At 40.8% G+C, this 15,565-nt stretch carries 14 protein-coding genes and 1 other annotated feature; of the genes, 1 reads left to right on the top strand and 13 read right to left on the bottom strand.

Annotated features, from left to right (window positions below; genetic code table 11):
• Position 1 precedes the first annotated feature (1 nt).
• The 6 genes from ACFPA1_RS04620 to ACFPA1_RS04595 form a co-directional block, all read right to left on the bottom strand.
• On the bottom strand, positions 2–1,573 hold the full coding sequence (locus tag ACFPA1_RS04620; protein ID WP_378581527.1) for an acyl-CoA synthetase: 1,572 nt from the start codon (positions 1,571–1,573) through the stop codon (positions 2–4).
• 100 nt (positions 1,574–1,673) lie between these two features.
• Positions 1,674–2,852: an acyl-CoA dehydrogenase family protein gene (locus ACFPA1_RS04615; protein WP_213140385.1), complete on the bottom strand. Its 1,179-nt coding sequence runs from the start codon at positions 2,850–2,852 to the stop codon at positions 1,674–1,676.
• A gap of 23 nt (positions 2,853–2,875) precedes the next feature.
• Positions 2,876–3,280, bottom strand: coding sequence for a PaaI family thioesterase (locus ACFPA1_RS04610; protein WP_378581525.1), 405 nt, complete (start codon positions 3,278–3,280; stop codon positions 2,876–2,878).
• 43 nt (positions 3,281–3,323) lie between these two features.
• On the bottom strand, positions 3,324–4,235 hold the full coding sequence (locus tag ACFPA1_RS04605) for an SDR family NAD(P)-dependent oxidoreductase (RefSeq protein WP_213140387.1): 912 nt from the start codon (positions 4,233–4,235) through the stop codon (positions 3,324–3,326).
• Positions 4,236–4,264: 29 nt separating this feature from the next.
• Entirely contained in the window at positions 4,265–5,566 is a 1,302-nt protein-coding gene (locus tag ACFPA1_RS04600; RefSeq protein ID WP_213140388.1) for an acetyl-CoA hydrolase/transferase family protein, read from the bottom strand.
• A 55-nt stretch (positions 5,567–5,621) separates the two neighbouring features.
• On the bottom strand, positions 5,622–6,407 hold the full coding sequence (locus ACFPA1_RS04595) for an IclR family transcriptional regulator (RefSeq protein ID WP_213140389.1): 786 nt from the start codon (positions 6,405–6,407) through the stop codon (positions 5,622–5,624).
• A 154-nt stretch (positions 6,408–6,561) separates the two neighbouring features.
• Positions 6,562–6,796: a binding site (T-box leader), on the top strand.
• 42 nt (positions 6,797–6,838) lie between these two features.
• Between ACFPA1_RS04595 and ACFPA1_RS04590 the strand changes: the two genes are divergently transcribed.
• The gene (locus ACFPA1_RS04590; RefSeq protein ID WP_378581522.1) at positions 6,839–8,368 is read left to right on the top strand and encodes a 2-isopropylmalate synthase; all 1,530 of its coding nucleotides are present in this window, start codon (positions 6,839–6,841) and stop codon (positions 8,366–8,368) included.
• 70 nt (positions 8,369–8,438) lie between these two features.
• On the opposite strand, the gene ACFPA1_RS04585 is transcribed toward ACFPA1_RS04590, so the two are convergent.
• From ACFPA1_RS04585 to ACFPA1_RS04555, 7 genes are all read right to left on the bottom strand, one after another.
• The gene (locus ACFPA1_RS04585) at positions 8,439–9,653 is read right to left on the bottom strand and encodes an ABC transporter substrate-binding protein (protein WP_213140391.1); all 1,215 of its coding nucleotides are present in this window, start codon (positions 9,651–9,653) and stop codon (positions 8,439–8,441) included.
• Positions 9,654–9,800: 147 nt separating this feature from the next.
• The gene (locus tag ACFPA1_RS04580) at positions 9,801–10,508 is read right to left on the bottom strand and encodes an ABC transporter ATP-binding protein (protein ID WP_213140392.1); all 708 of its coding nucleotides are present in this window, start codon (positions 10,506–10,508) and stop codon (positions 9,801–9,803) included.
• Positions 10,501–11,268, bottom strand: a complete 768-nt coding sequence (locus tag ACFPA1_RS04575) for an ABC transporter ATP-binding protein (RefSeq protein WP_213140393.1) — start codon at positions 11,266–11,268, stop codon at positions 10,501–10,503. Before ACFPA1_RS04575 ends, ACFPA1_RS04580 begins: the two co-directional genes overlap by 8 nt.
• A gap of 2 nt (positions 11,269–11,270) precedes the next feature.
• A complete protein-coding gene (locus ACFPA1_RS04570) occupies positions 11,271–12,299 on the bottom strand; it encodes a branched-chain amino acid ABC transporter permease (protein WP_213140394.1) in 1,029 nt (342 codons plus the stop codon).
• On the bottom strand, positions 12,299–13,162 hold the full coding sequence (locus ACFPA1_RS04565; RefSeq protein WP_213140395.1) for a branched-chain amino acid ABC transporter permease: 864 nt from the start codon (positions 13,160–13,162) through the stop codon (positions 12,299–12,301). Before ACFPA1_RS04565 ends, ACFPA1_RS04570 begins: the two co-directional genes overlap by 1 nt.
• A gap of 80 nt (positions 13,163–13,242) precedes the next feature.
• On the bottom strand, positions 13,243–14,919 hold the full coding sequence (locus ACFPA1_RS04560) for a long-chain fatty acid--CoA ligase (RefSeq protein ID WP_378581518.1): 1,677 nt from the start codon (positions 14,917–14,919) through the stop codon (positions 13,243–13,245).
• 27 nt (positions 14,920–14,946) lie between these two features.
• Positions 14,947–15,531 (bottom strand): TetR/AcrR family transcriptional regulator, encoded by a 585-nt coding sequence (locus ACFPA1_RS04555; RefSeq protein WP_213140397.1) that lies wholly within the window; start codon positions 15,529–15,531, stop codon positions 14,947–14,949.
• Positions 15,532–15,565 lie beyond the last annotated feature (34 nt).

Below are 15,565 nucleotides of genomic sequence, written 5' to 3'. Positions count from 1 at the left end.
ATTAATGAATACCAGATTTTAAATTTTCTTCTCGCAATTCAGTTTTCAATACTTTTCCAGATGCATTCCGTGGCAGTGCAGCAATAAATTCTACCAATTTCGGCTTTTTATAGGATGCAAGATTCTGTTTACAATACTCTATAACTTCTTCTACCGTTAAACGCCGACTTGGTTTCATCACAATAAATGCTTTGATGTTTTCACCCCATTCCGGGTCCGGAACACCGACCACGGCAGCTTCCAAAATATCAGGATGTGTATAAAGAACCTCCTCAATTTCTTTTGGATAGATATTTTCGCCGCCGCTAATCACCATATCCTTCTTACGATCGACTACATAAATGTACCCCTCTCCGTCCATCCGGACCAAGTCACCGCTGTGGAACCATCCGCCTTTAAATGCCTCTTTGGTTGCTTCGGGATTTTTATAGTACTCTTTCATTAATGTCGGACCTTGGTAAACAATTTCCCCAACCTCTCCCGTAGGAACGTCATTCATTTCATCATCAACAATCCTGACCCGGACATTAATTGCTGGTTTTCCCACAGATGCCGTTTTTCTAATCGTGTCCTCTCCTGTCAGGTAAGTTGTCGATGGACTCATTTCAGTCTGGCCGAAGGCTTCGATTATTTTCCCATTTTTAAAGACTTCCATAATTCTTTTCTTTATTTCAACGGGACATATGGCGCCTCCTAAACCACAGCTAATCATCGTGCTCACATCATAGTCTAGTAGATTGGGTACTTGAAATAAAAAATTCCACATGGAAGGTACTAAAAACATCGCATTAATTTTTTCAGTTTCAATGGTTTTGAGGATTTGCTCTGGCTGGAATTCGCGTTGAATATAAATGGTCCCCTCCATCAAGCAGTTGCTCACTAATCGTGATAGTGCAGCAACGTGGAAAAGCGGTGGAACAACAAGTTCATTGATACCTCTTGGTGTTTGGCTATGAAAGGTTCTGTTCATTGCATTCAGATAAAAATTTTTATGAGTTAATACAGCCCCTTTTGGTTTTCCGGTTGTTCCAGATGTGTAAATAATAGCGTGGGCATCATTGTCTTGTAGGTCTGTTGGAGGTGTATATTCAGAAGGTGAAGTAAATTTTGATGTGTAGGCAACCATTTCATTTATGTGATTTTCTGGAATAGCACCATCTACGACAATCAATTGGACGTGTGGGAGCAAATCTAGGATTGGAGAAATAGTATCGTTAAACTCTTCTTCGACAAATAAAATCTTAATATCAGCATTATTTACGATATATTCGATTTCCTTGGAGACCAATCGAAAGTTGACAGGTACAAAAACTCCCCCTGCCAAACTCACAGCAAAATATAATTCAACAAATGACATTCCATTTTTAAATAAACAGCCAACTTTGTCGTTTTTACCAATTCCTTGTGCCTGCAACCAGCCAGCTAAATGCTCTGCATTCTTTAGAATTTCCCGGTATGTGGGTCTTCGGTTTTCATAAACAAATGCTTGACGGTTTGGGGCATTGTGAGCAGCGTATTTTAATGCTTCACCTATTAATAATTGCTGGCTTGCTGAGACCATCAACTGATCCATATGTCTCCCCCATTATTTTTAAATAGTAAGTTAACAAGAGTAAAGAAAAGGATTTAAAGTAAAATCCTTTTCTTTATCTTTGTGTTAATGAGACTTAGTTTTATAATCCCAGTTGTTTAGCAATAATTACTTTCATAATTTCATTTGTGCCAGCGAAGATAGGCGATACGGCAATGTCTCTGTATCTGCGGGCAATTTCATATTCTTCCATGTATCCGTATCCGCCATGGAGCTGCATGCATTCGCTCGAAATTCTTCTTGCCATATCCGTAATCCACCATTTGCCCATCGAAACCTCAGTTACAATATCCTCACCATTTTGATGTCTGACAATCAATTGGTCGACAAAGGTACGGCCTAGCTGAACCTGTGTCGCAATTTCCGCAAGTTTAAATTGGGTGTTCTGAAACTTCCCAATCGGCTTTCCGAAAGCCTCTCTTTCTTTTACATATTTAAGTGTCAATTCCAGCATCCGTTCAGCGGCTACTTGACCGCCAATGGCAGCCAGTATTCGTTCCTGCTGGAGCTTTGTCATCAAATATCTAAAGCCTTTCCCTTCTTCGCCAAGTAAATTAGATACCGGCACTTTTACATCTTCAAAAATGAGTTCGGCCGTATCCTGTGCATGCATACCAACCTTTTTCAATTTTCTTCCTCTGGAAAAACCAGGAGTTCCTCTATCCACTAAAATTAAACTAACTCCTTTGTGCGGCGGATTTGCATGCGGGTCTGTTTTGCATGCCACAACAATTAAATCAGAATGTATTCCGTTCGTGATGAATGTTTTTTGACCGTTAATAATATAGGAGTCTCCATCTTTTACCGCAGTTGTACTGATATTGGCTAAATCGGAACCCGTTCCCGGTTCGGTCATGGCAATTGCCGTAATAATTTCCCCGCTTACGCAGCCCGGAAGATATTTCTGTTTTTGCTCTTCTGTTCCAAATGATTCCAAATAAGGAACGATGATATTACTATGTGTACTTGGACCAGAAAGACCTCCGCCAATTCGTGCGAGTTCTTCTGCAAGAATAATCGAAAGAGCAAAATCGCCGCCTGCACCGCCGTACTCTTCACTTACAGCAGGACATAAAAAACCATTTTCACCTAGTTTCGTCCAAAATGACCGAGGGACTAGTCGATCTTCTTCCCATTGTTCATAATATGGTATAGCTTCCTTCTCGAGGAATTTCCGTAATGAATCCCTGAACATGACATGCTCCTCGGTAAAAAAAGGACGGTCTTGTTTCAGCGGATTAAACGCTTTGGTAATGGTCATCTTTTAACCTCCATCTACTTCTATTAAGTGTTACGTATTTTTTTAAATGTTCCTGTCGCCTTTGCAAAAACATTGCCATTTTCGTCTTCAATAGTACCCTCTGCAGTTACAATGCTTCCGCCTTCCTGGATAATATTTGCCTTTGCCAGCATCGTTTCTCCATTAGCCACTGGTGTAAAGTAATTGATACTGGTGTTTATCGTAACTATTGGGAGCTTAACCACTGAACGGATAGTAGCACCCATTACAGAATCAAGCAAAGTAAAATACACCCCGCCATGGATGGCCTGATTCACATTTAAATGAGACGGTCTTGTTTCAAGCGAATAGACCACCTTGCCTTCCTCGAATTCTGCTAATTTTATCCCTAATAAATTATTAAATGGACTATTTTCATAGATTTTTCTAAGTTCTTCATTTGAATCCACTACCAAATTTTCCACCTCAATTTAAATATTTTCACTAACTCTATTAAACTAACGGCTCATATGGAAAAACATCTTTACTCACTTCAAGCGGAGTAAAAGCAGATTGTAAAGAACCTTTAATCGCGCTAATGCTTTCAATTGACCAGCCTTCTGAGTTGTATACGGAACGAACTGGCCGAGGCTGCGAGAAGACCATGATTTCTTTGCCGCGAACACCGAAAATTTGTCCTGATACATCCGCCGATTCATCCGAGCTTAAGAAGGCTACAAGCGGCGCAATATGAGCAGGTGACATCTGCTTTAATTTTTCCACCCTTTCCTTTTCAGTGTCAGTTTCAGTCGGAATTGTACCGATTAATCGGCTCCAAGCAAAGGGGGCCACCGCATTTGCTGTTACATTATAGCGCGCCATATCTAAGGCAGTAATTTTTGTCAGGCCCGCAATCCCTAATTTTGCAGCAGCATAGTTTGCCTGCCCGACGTTACCGATTAAACCGGAGGTAGAGGTAAAGTTAATAAATCTTCCGCCTTTTTGTTCTTTAAAAATCGGTGCAGCTACTCTTGTCATGTTGAAGGAGCCTTTTAAATGGACAGCTATAACGGAATCCCATTCTTCTTCACTCATTTTGAAAACCATGCGGTCCCTTAAAATCCCCGCATTATTCACCACAATGTCTAATCGTCCAAATTCATTTAAGGCTGTTTGAACAATGTTACCGGCATTTTCAAATTCAGCCACTGAATCATAGTTTGCTGCAGCTGTTCCGCCTGCCTCTCTTATCTCCTGGACCACTTCGTCCGCTACTTTTGCGTTATTGCCCTTCCCGTCTGCACCACCGCCCAAGTCATTTACAACTACTTTTGCACCTTCTTTTGCCAATAACAATGCAATCTCCCGGCCAATTCCTCGTCCTGCACCTGTAACAATCGCAACTTTATTTTCTAATTTTTCCATCTTCAACTCAACCCTTCCATTTTTAAATTTTAATAAATAACTTTCTTCATGAATTCCCTTTCAAATTCTGCTAATAATTTTTCCCGAAATTGCGGATGTGCGATGGAAACTAATTCTTTTGCACGTTCTTGAAGTGATTTTCCAAATAATGAGGCAATTCCAAACTCTGTTACCACATAGTCAATTTCTGACTTTACAGAAGTAACATAAGATGTTCTAACCTTTATTCGTGACTCTGTTCCTCTCTTTGCTGTGGACGGAAGGGCGATAATCGACTTGCCGCCCTTAGAAAGTCTTGCACCGTGAATAAAATCCATTTGTCCGCCAACACCGGCTATAGGAACCTTACCGATTTGCTCCGCATTGATTTGGCCAAATAGATCCACTTCCAACGCGGAATTGATTGAATAAAAATTGCTAATATTGGAGATTACTGCTGCATTATGAGTATAATCTGAGGGGTATAATTCAATAGTTGGATTATCGTGACAATAGCGGTATAAATCTTCTGTTCCTGTCAGTGTTGTACATACCGATTTATACCGGTTAATCTCTTTTTGTTCATTTGTTACAACTCCTAAATTGATCAATTCGATTATCGGGTCTGAAATCGACCCGGAATGGATCCCTAGTCCCTTTTTATTTTTTAGAGATAATAGAATACTTTCTGCAATTTTCCCAAGACCCACTTGGATGGTTGCGTAATCGGGGATAAGTTCTGCGACATTTCTGCCAATCGTTATTTCTTCCTCAGAAAGATTTCCACGAGATAATGTCAGCAATGGTGTGTCAGATAAAACAAATTGATCGATTTCAGAAACATGTACAAGTGTAGCACCATTTGTAAAAGGAAGATTTCGATTTACTTGGGCTACAACGAATCCAGCACGCTTTATTAATGTTTGTACGATATCGACCGATAACCCAAGATTACAGTAGCCTTCTTCATTCGGAGGTGTAACTTGTATAAGGGCCACATCGATTTTTTGCGAGGTAAGCCACTTTGGAATTTCTGAAAGATTGACAGGCAAGTAGTCACATGTATTATGTAAAAATGCGCCTTTTAATAGAGGTGAACTTAAAAAAGTTCTTATTTGAAAGTGGGGATAACATGATGAATCAGCGTAAATACATGGACTGCCGATCACTGCATTATAAAGAATCACATCTTGTAATCTCTCTTTTTGTAGCACCAACTCCTGAATAAGCCTTTGCGGCTCATTACAAAATGGTGCTAGAAAAACCTTTTGAGATGACTTTATGCTTAAAATCGCCTGTTCTACATTCGTTTGACGATTTCTATATAGGTCTTGCCATGACTGGGGTTCCACCCTTTGTTCACCACCAATAAGCTCAACTCACATTTCTCTTTATCTTTTTCTTTCTCTAGCTTAGATTTCGAATTCTATTACTAATGTCTTCTGCAGCTCTTTTTACTAAGATCCCTTTTAAATGAAGGTCCTCTTTATCGAACTGAGAAGTAAAGCAGATTAATTCAATGGACATTTCAACAGTATTTTCCCCGCTGAATATAGGAGCAGCAATTCCGCCTAATCCCTTAATATACTCTCCGTATGTGATGGAATAGCCATTTTCTCTAATAAACTCCATATCCCTTTCGATTGTTTTAACCTCTTCCACAGAAAATGTTTTTAAGCCCTTTTTCTGTTTTAAGAAGTACTCCCTTTGCTGTTGATCCAGCGGAGCTAGAAAACACATGCCGAATGAACCATCCGTTATGGAAAAATGCCGGCCGACTGATACGCTGACACCAAAATCGCTTGCTTCCACTTTTGCAACGATTGCCACCTTATCTTCCCCAATTTTATTGACAAGAATAGAAGTCATACCAGTTTCTCTTGTTAGTTTTTCAAGATATGGCATAATAATAGATAAATAGTCCAAGTGCTCTTTGGCTCTTTCCCCAAGAACGACTAAATATGGGCCTAAGGTATATCTCTTTTTGTTTTCTAAGTACCGGACCATTGAAAATTCTTCAAGGCTTTGCAAAATTCGATAGCATGTCGCTGGATTTAAGGATAAAGCGTTTGCAATCTCGGTAACAGTACTCTCCCGGAAGCGATTACGGCTTAATAATTTAAGAATTTCCATAGCGTTTTCAATTGCTGGTACAGAGTATTTCCGCTTTTCTTTCATTTTTTGATTCTCCATTATTAAACACCCCTGCATATAATTTTATATACAAAAAAATATTTCGTCAACAAAAAGTCATACAATTCTAATAATTAAATTTATTTTTAAAAAAATGTTGATTAAAAATATCTAATGTAGTAACATATGTTTAAATTAAAAATCTGAATATTAGTAATTGTCTATGAAAAGGAGTTTGATTATTCTTTCCTTATAGAGAGCCTGTGGTTGGTGCAAACAGGCAGGAGAAATAATCTGTCTCGCCTTGGAGACTTTCTTCTGAATTAACAGTAGGAAGAACGGGCTGCAAACCGTTATGCATTTGTTTAAGTAATACCTTTACTTACCGAGGCTGTTTTCCGCAAGGGATCAGCGAATGAGGGTGGTACCGCGCGAATTGCGCCCCTCAGGTTAAGTGAAGGTATTTTTATTTTTATAAGGAGGGATTAATCATGGAAAAGAGGATTTATTTTTTTGATACCACATTAAGAGACGGAGAACAAACACCTGGAGTCAGCTTTAATTTGGATGAAAAAGTGGAGATTGCCCTAAGGTTAGAAAATTTAGGGATTGATATTATTGAAGCAGGATTTGCTAATGCCTCACCCGGTGATGCCGAGGCAATCAGGGCGGTTGCCAAAGCAGTTTCAGGGCCAATGGTGGTCAGCCTTGCACGCACCAATAAAGATGATATTGATGCTGTTATTAACACCTTGGGCGATATTGACAATACGGGCATACACATCTTTATCGCTACCTCCCCTATCCACCGCGAGCGCAAATTAGGTATGACTAAAGAACAAGTTTTGGAAAAAGCGGTCGAAAGCGTATCCTATGCCGCAAAACATTTTAAACATATCGAATTTTCCTGTGAAGACGCAACACGTACCGAGCTTGAATTCCTTTCTGAGGTAGCTGAAAAGGTCGTAGAGGCGGGAGCAACTGTCTTAAATTTTCCTGATACTGTGGGTTATACAACACCAGAGGAGTATACGAAACTTTTTCAATACGTTCTTGAAAACACAAAGGGTATTGAAAAGGTACGGTTGAGCTGTCATTGCCATGATGACCTAGGGATGGCACTTAGTAATAGCATTGCAGCCATCCAGGCCGGGGCAGTCCAGGTGGAAGGCTGTATTAATGGAATCGGTGAGAGGGCTGGAAACGTGGCCCTTGAAGAAGTGGCAGCACTTTTGGAAACACGGAAGGATTACTTCAACATCCAGACAGGTATAAAACTTAAAGAAATCGCCAAAACGAGCAAGCTGATCAGCAGGCTGACGGGGATTGCCATTCCTCCCAATAAAGCGGTAATTGGCGGAAATGCTTTCTCCCATTCTTCCGGGATCCATCAGGATGGCGTGATTAAAGATAAAGCAACATACGAAATCATGACGCCGGAAAGTATTGGTTTTAATGAAACAAAATTAGTTCTAGGTAAGCTATCAGGAAGAAATGCGCTTAAAAAGAGATATGAAGAACTCGGCTATTCGGTAAACGAAACTCAATTAAAAGAGATTTTCAAAAAATACAAGGAATTGGCAGATCGGAAAAAGGATATTTTTGATGAAGATATTATCGCCCTATTGGAAACCCAGCCAAAAAATACAGTTCCATCTTCCTTTACGTTTAATGACTTTAGCTTACAGATCCTAAATCATAACCAATATCGTGCTTTCGTCAACATCATCGGAGCTGAAAATACCGATATCGAAGGAATTGGAGACGGAAATGGGCCGATTGATGCTATCTACAAAGGAATCGATTCAGCGCTTGGCCTTGAGCTTGAGTTAATTGACTATAAAATCAATTCTATATCAAAGGGAAAAGACTCAATTGGAGAGGTCTTTGTTAAAGTCCGGAACAACGATAAAATGGTTTCAGGAAGAGCGATTAACGTGGATATCATTGTTGCCAGCGCCAATGCCTATATAGATGCTATTAACCGCTTGAAGGTTGCAAATGTAAAAACACTAATATAAATGAAAATTCCCCCTTGAAAACCTTCCTTCAAGGGGGAATTTATTTTTAGAGCTAGTTTTTTAAGTGTTATTATTTAACTTTAATAGGTACAATCTTACCATTTTCAACCGCTGCAACTTCTAAATCACCATCGAAGCCGCCGCCATCAAATTTGTTAAAGATATAAACTTTTGCCTTATCAGGTACATTGTCTACACCCTTTTGCATAGCCGCTTGGATTTTCTCCGCGTCGTCTACAGAGCCGGAAGCCTTGATTGCTTCTGCAAAGATATACATAGCAATATAGTTTAATCCTGCTTCAGAACCTGGAACTTCCTTATACTTCTCTTGGTATTTCTTCACAAAATCAGGAATAACCGGGCTGATTTTAGACTCAGCTAATGGCATAACGCCGATTGCACCATTTAACATTTCATATGAACCTGTTACTTTCTTCATTTCGTCCATTTTGGCTTGGTCCATAACGATGAACCCGCCCTTAAAGCCAAGTTCACGAGCCTGCTTAATAACTTTTGCTGTTGGCTCAGAAGGACCGCCGACAAATAGGACATCTGGCTTTTCTTTCAATGCATTTGTTACAACTGTAAAGAAGTCTGTTTCTTTAGCAAAGTCAATCGCAGATTCGAATACAACCTTGCCGCCTTGTTTTTCCCAATAAGGCTTCAGCTTTTCAGACCAATCCTTGCCGTACTGAGAAGCAGTTGGAAGGAAGGCGATTTTCTTACCGAATTTCTCCATTTCATACTCTGTAAATGGCTTTAAATATCCATCGTAACGTGGAGGAATACGTACAGTCAGCTTATTGCCAACTTCAGATACTTTCGGTTCACTTGTGTAAGCACCAATGATGAATTTATCCTGCTGGTTGAAAACCTGCATTGCAAATACGCCGCCGCTGTGTGGAGTGAAGATGATTGGCGTCTTGTTTTCCTGAAGCAATCTCTTTGCGTTTGCACCTGTTTCGTTTGGCAGGTATTTATCGTCAAGAGAGACAATATTAAACTTGTACTTTTTACCGCTAACTTCGATACCGCCAGCACCGTTAAGTTCTTCTACTGCCATTTTGACCCCGTTTAAAGTACGCTCGCCATAGAACGCTGCAGGTCCGCTTAATGGCCCAGAGTAACCAATGTTAATCGTTCCAGCATCTCCGGATTTGCTGTCTCCGCCGCCTGAAGCAGACTTATTTCCAGCAGTCTTCTCGCTTGTGCTGTTACAAGCGGCAAGGCTGAATACCATTACTAAGGTAAAAATAATCATAAATACCGATTTCATTCTTTTCATTGGTTTTCCCCCTAAAATTTTTTCGTAAGATTGGACAGAAAATTAATCGTATATCCGAACACCACCCCCTTATTAATATTGGAAAACTGTTTAAGATTTCCGGATCCAGCAGTAGATCGTAAGCTCAAGCCTGCTAGACCCGCATTTTTATGCACCGATGTAGGCTTTTCTTACCTCATCGTTAGCAAACAATTCTGCAGACGTACCTTTAAGGACAATTGTTCCGTTTTCAAACACGTAGCCTTTATCGGCGATTTTTAACGCTGCATTGGCATTTTGTTCGGCTAATAGAATAGTTGTTCCCTCTTTATTAATTTTTTGGATAACCTCAAACATTTGTTCAACGACTAATGGAGCCAGACCAATCGAAGGCTCGTCCAATAACATTAGCTTCGGCTTTGACATGAGTGCTCTGCCGATGGCTACCATTTGCTGCTGTCCTCCGCTCAAAGAACCAGCTGGATCGTGGCGCTTGTCCTTTAAAATCGGGAACAATTCATACACATGCTCCAGCGAGTGCTTGATTTGATCTTTCTTCCGGCGATGGACATAAGCACCCATTTTTAGATTTTCTTCCACAGACATGGCATGAAATAGCTTTCTTCCTTCCGGGCACTGGCCAATTCCCCATGCAACTGTTTGGTCGGCAGACGCCTTATTTAAATTCTTGCCTTCAAAAATAATCTCACCTGTTGATGGTTTGTTAAGGCCGCTGATGGCCCGGAAAGTTGTACTCTTTCCAGCCCCATTTGAGCCTAACAATACAACGATCTCACCCGCATTTACCTCAATATTAATGTCATGAACGGCAGTAAAGCTTCCGTATTTGACAGAGACATTATCAAGTTTAAGCACTGGCACTCCCTCCCAAATAAGCCTTAATGACCGTCTCGTTATTACGAATTTCATCCGGTCTTCCTTCGGCGATTTTTTCACCGTAGTTAAGGACCATGATTTTATGGGCTATTCTCATGATCATTTGCATCTTATGTTCAATCAAACAGACCGTAATCCCTTTATCGACCATCTTCTGCATTAATTCAGCCAGGCCATCTGTTTCGCTTGGATTCACCCCGCCGGCAGGCTCGTCAAGAAAAACGATTTCCGGGTCAGTGGCGAGTGCTAACGCAAACGCTGTTCGTTTCTTCTCTTCCTGTGTTAACCCCCCTGCCAGTTTACCTGCTAAATGCTCTAAACCAACGAATTCAAGGACTTCCATCGCTTTATCACGACATTGTTCCTCTTCCTTCTTAAGCCTAGAAGTTCTCAATATAGCATCAAAGAGATTGGATTTTGTACGCAAGCGATGCCCGACAATAACATTGTCCAACACGGTTGCTTGGTCAAAAAGATTGGTGGTTTGGAACGTCCGTGCTACCCCAAGTTCAGCTATTTTATTAGAAGGCAGTTTAGTAATATCCTGGCCTTTGAATATAACTTGACCTGAGCTTGGACTATGGAAGCCGCTAATTAAGTTGAAAAATGTAGATTTTCCTGCACCATTGGGACCAATGATGGCATTGATCTTTCCTTTTTCAACCGAGAAATCGACATTGTTGACTGCCACGTTGCCGCCGAATTTTTTTGTCAGGTTTTTTGTCTCTAAAAAAATCATGCCTACCCCTCCTTAACCTGATTTTTAGCCCGCAGGTCGCTTTGAATATACGATTCCTTCTTGTCTGCCAGCTGCTTTTCTTTCTTGGCCATGCGCTTTCGGTAGATGTCTGTGACGCCGCCAACGATTCCGCGCGGATAAAAAATAACGAGCAGCGTTAGAAGTGGTCCGAAAATGAGCATGCGGTACTGCTGAAAATCCTGTAGCATCTGTGAAAGCCAAATGACAAGCAAAGTCCCGATAATTGGACCGGTAAGTGTTCCGATACCACCAACAATAAGGTATGTTAGCAAATCAAAGATAATCGCAATATTACCGATATCTGGGCCGATGAAACGTACAAAGGATGCATACAAAGCACCGGAAAGGCCAGCAAAAAATGTAGATAAAACAAAGACTGTTAATTTATTTCTTCCCGTTGAAATCCCAATTGTCTGTGCTAAATCTTCACTATTTCGAATCGCAATGTACGATCTTCCAGACAGTGAATGAATAATTCGGTACATAACCAAAATGACGAGGAGAAGGAAAAATAATACCAGGTAATAATGTGATTTTTCCGTCTCGAATGTAATTGGGCCAAAGCCTTGAGGTGCAGGAATTCCAATCAGACCACGAACACCCTCTGTTAAACTTTCCCATTTGTCAATCACGAGATAAATAATATAACCTAAGCACAATGTGTAGATTGCGAAAAAGTGCTCTTTCGTTCTCAGCGCAATCAAACCTACAATTAATCCTAGGATACTAGTAATCAACAGCGATAAGACAAAAGCAAGCCAGAAACTCATATGGGCTTTTACTGTTAAAATCCCCAAACCATACGCTCCGATTGCAAAGAATCCTGCGTGTGCCAATGAAAGATAACCGGTATAGCCTGCGAGCAAGTTAAGTCCATAAACCCCAATCATCCAAATAAACGCCAGAGTCATTACGTGAATCAAATAGGTATTTGTTGTTATTAACGGAAACACAAGAGAAACCAATACTAACAGAATGATAATATTTCTTTTGTTAAATAGCGCTGACATTAATGTCCCCCCTTTGAAAACAATCCGGTTGGTTTAACCGTAAGAATGATAACGAGGATAAAAAAGGCAATAATGTCCTTATAGTCATTTGAAATGTAGGTCGCTCCCAAGCTTTCGCTGAATCCGATGATATATCCTCCGACGATAGCACCTGGGATACTGCCCATTCCACCAAGAATAATAATGACAAACGCTTTTAAGATAACTAGCTGCCCCATCCCTGGGAAAACTAGATTGATTGGTGCCGATATGGATGCAGCGATAGCTGCAAGTCCACCTGAAATCATAAAGGTCAACATAGCTACCCGCGTTGTATTGATCCCAACAAGACTTGCACCTTCACGATTCTGCGACATCGCAATGATCGTAGAACCGGTATAAGTTTTTCTTAAGAAAAGGTTTAATAGAATCATAACGATAACCGCAGCGACTACAATAAGAATTCTCTGCATCGTAAGTGTTAAGCCAAAAACTTCAACAACTTGTCCATATGGTGATGGCATGCTCTGGTATTCTGCTCCCCAGGTATATTGTGCGAAAGCTTCTAGGAATAAGAGGATACCTATGGCGGCAATTTTATCTTGGATTGGCGGTGATTCCCGAAGAGGGTAAAAGACCAGCCTTTCCATTAAGACACCAATAATACCGACAACAATAATTGAAACAAAGATCGCAATCCAGTAATTAAGTCCGAATTTGGTCATCATGGTTAGCGTTATGTATCCGCCCATCATGTAAAGTGCACCATGAGCAAAGTTTGGAATGTGCAAAATTCCATAAACTAGGGTTAAGCCCAAAGCTACCAGTGCGTAAACACTCCCTATGGTTAAACCGTTAAACAACTGCTGAATAAGAATATCCATTGCTCTCCTCCTTTGTGTTAGTTAGTATAATTTTTTCAAGAGGGGCCTTCTGCAATTTCAGCCCTCTTGATCATAACCGTTTAATGGACCTGATTCTGAACCTTTTCATTTTCTTCCTCCTGAAGGGTGCGCCAGAGAATTTTGCCGCTGGAGGTCATTGGAAACACCTCTCTGAACTCAATCATGCGTGGATATTTATAGGCGGCCATGTGATGCTTTGACCACTCGATAATGTCATCCTCGCTGACTTTGCCTTCATACCCTTCATTTAAGATGACAAAAGCTTTTACGTTTTCCCCTCTTCTAGGATCTGGTACTCCCACGACGCAAGCTTGCTGAATAGCAGGGTGCTTGTAAAGGTATGACTCGACTTCAGTTGGCCATACCTTGAATCCGGAGGCATTAATCATGCGTTTAACACGATCGACCATAAAGAAATATCCATCTTCATCAAAACGGCCAATATCCCCAGTTCGGAAAAACCTTTTCCCATCAATCTCAAGGTATGCTTCCCGGTTTTCGTCATCGCGGTTATAGTAGCCAACCATTACCTGCGGTCCATTGACAATAATTTCACCGACTTCACCGACACCAAGTTCCTTTCCAGTTGACGGCTCAATAATTCTAGCATCGACATCATAGGAAGGGATTCCAAGACACTGCATTTTTGGTCGATTCGGCGGATTGAAATGGGTCTGGGCAATCGTTTCTGAAAGTCCGTAGCCTTCGACAAATCGCAATCCCGTCAGGTTAAATAATTTTTCACCAACCGCTTCTGGAAGAGCTGCTCCTCCACCAGCAAGATAGGTTAAGGAAGCAATGTCCTCCACCTTCAGATTTGGATTGGCAAGAAAATCGACAATCATGGTAGCGATTGTGACCCAATGGGTGCAGCCTAAGCTCTTTATTAGTTCCACTGCCGCATCCCGATTCCACCTCGTCATAATGACCATCATACTGCCGCTGAAAATTGGCATGTGCATGCTGTGCACCATACCCGTCACATGGAAAAGCGGCAAGGTCATCAGATGGATGGCATTTGGTGTTGTAGAGGACCAGTGGTAGCAGCCTACAGTATTCGCATTGACTGACCGGTTAGTATGCATACAACCTTTTGGAAGACCTGTTGTCCCTGATGTATAGGGCATAACAGCCAAATCATCACCTTTTGCCGTATGTTCTGATGGAGTGAGATTTGCCTGAATCGCATCAACCCAGTTGTAATGATTAGGATTGTTTACCACTAATCTTGGTGCCTCCACCTCTTTTGGAAGCATTTTTTCAAAGCCTTCACCTATATAATCTGAATAGGCTGTAAGGAGCAGGTGCTCCAAGGAGGTTTTTCCTAACAGAGGCTGAACTCGGTCTAAGAGTTCTTGTCCGGCGATTGCTGTTTTAATTCCGCAGTCGCGAATGTAAAATTCCAGTTCATCCGCAACCAGCATTGGGTTAATTGGGACTACAACAGCGTTGGCCCTTAGAATGGCGTAGAAACCAATCACAAATTGCGGGGAATTTTGCATAAAGAGCAGGACTTTGTCCCCTTTTTTTACGTCTAACTTATGCTCTAAGTATCCGGCCAGGGCATTTACTTCTTCATCTAATTGCTGGTAAGTCAATTTATTCCCATAGTAGAAGATAGCATCCTGATCAGGATAACGGCTTGCACTTACTCTAAGATTGTCATAGAGTGAAGTGGCAGGGACATTCAATGATTTTGGGATATTTGGCCAATGTTGATAATGAAGAGTTAACAATCTCGATCTCTCCTTTTTGCAAGAATGCTAGATGTTAGGTGTGTAAACGCTATCATTGCTAATTCCGTTTAAAATAAGGTCAAGAAATATATCCGCAACCTTTTCTTCAGGGACTTCTCCCTCCGGGTTGAACCAATAATAGCTCCAGTTGGTCATGCCAAGGATAGCCATTGTTATTATATCGGCGCGGCCCTTTTGGAGGATTCCTTGTGTAATACCTTCTTCAATTAATTTTTGGACATTATGACGAAATGCGCTTCGTTTTTCCTTGATTTCGAAGAAATTATCTCTGCTTAAATGCCGCATTTCTCTGGTAAATATCCGGGCACTTCTCAGTTCGATTCTAATGGTGCTAATCTGCATTAAGATAATCTCATGCAGTTTTTTGGCAAAATCATACGAAGAATTATTCATAATTTCTTCCTGCTGTTTGATTATTGACTCAATATACAACAGATGAATTTCCTTTAACAATTCCTCTTTACTGCTGAAATAATAATAAAATGTACCCTTTGTTACACCCAGTTCCTGGACAATATCCTGTACCGAAGTTGACTTAAACCCGTTTTTATCGAATAGTAAAATCCCCGTCTCCATTATCTTTCGCTTCATCGGTTTATCCTTTCAGCATTAAAATCAAAGTGCT

Source organism: Neobacillus sp. GCM10023253, from assembly GCF_042653105.1.
GTDB classification, from domain to species: Bacteria; Bacillota; Bacilli; order Bacillales; family Cytobacillaceae; genus Neobacillus; species Neobacillus citreus.
The sequence above is the reverse complement of the archived record's forward strand: the minus strand, read 5'-3'. Positions and strand labels throughout refer to the sequence as shown.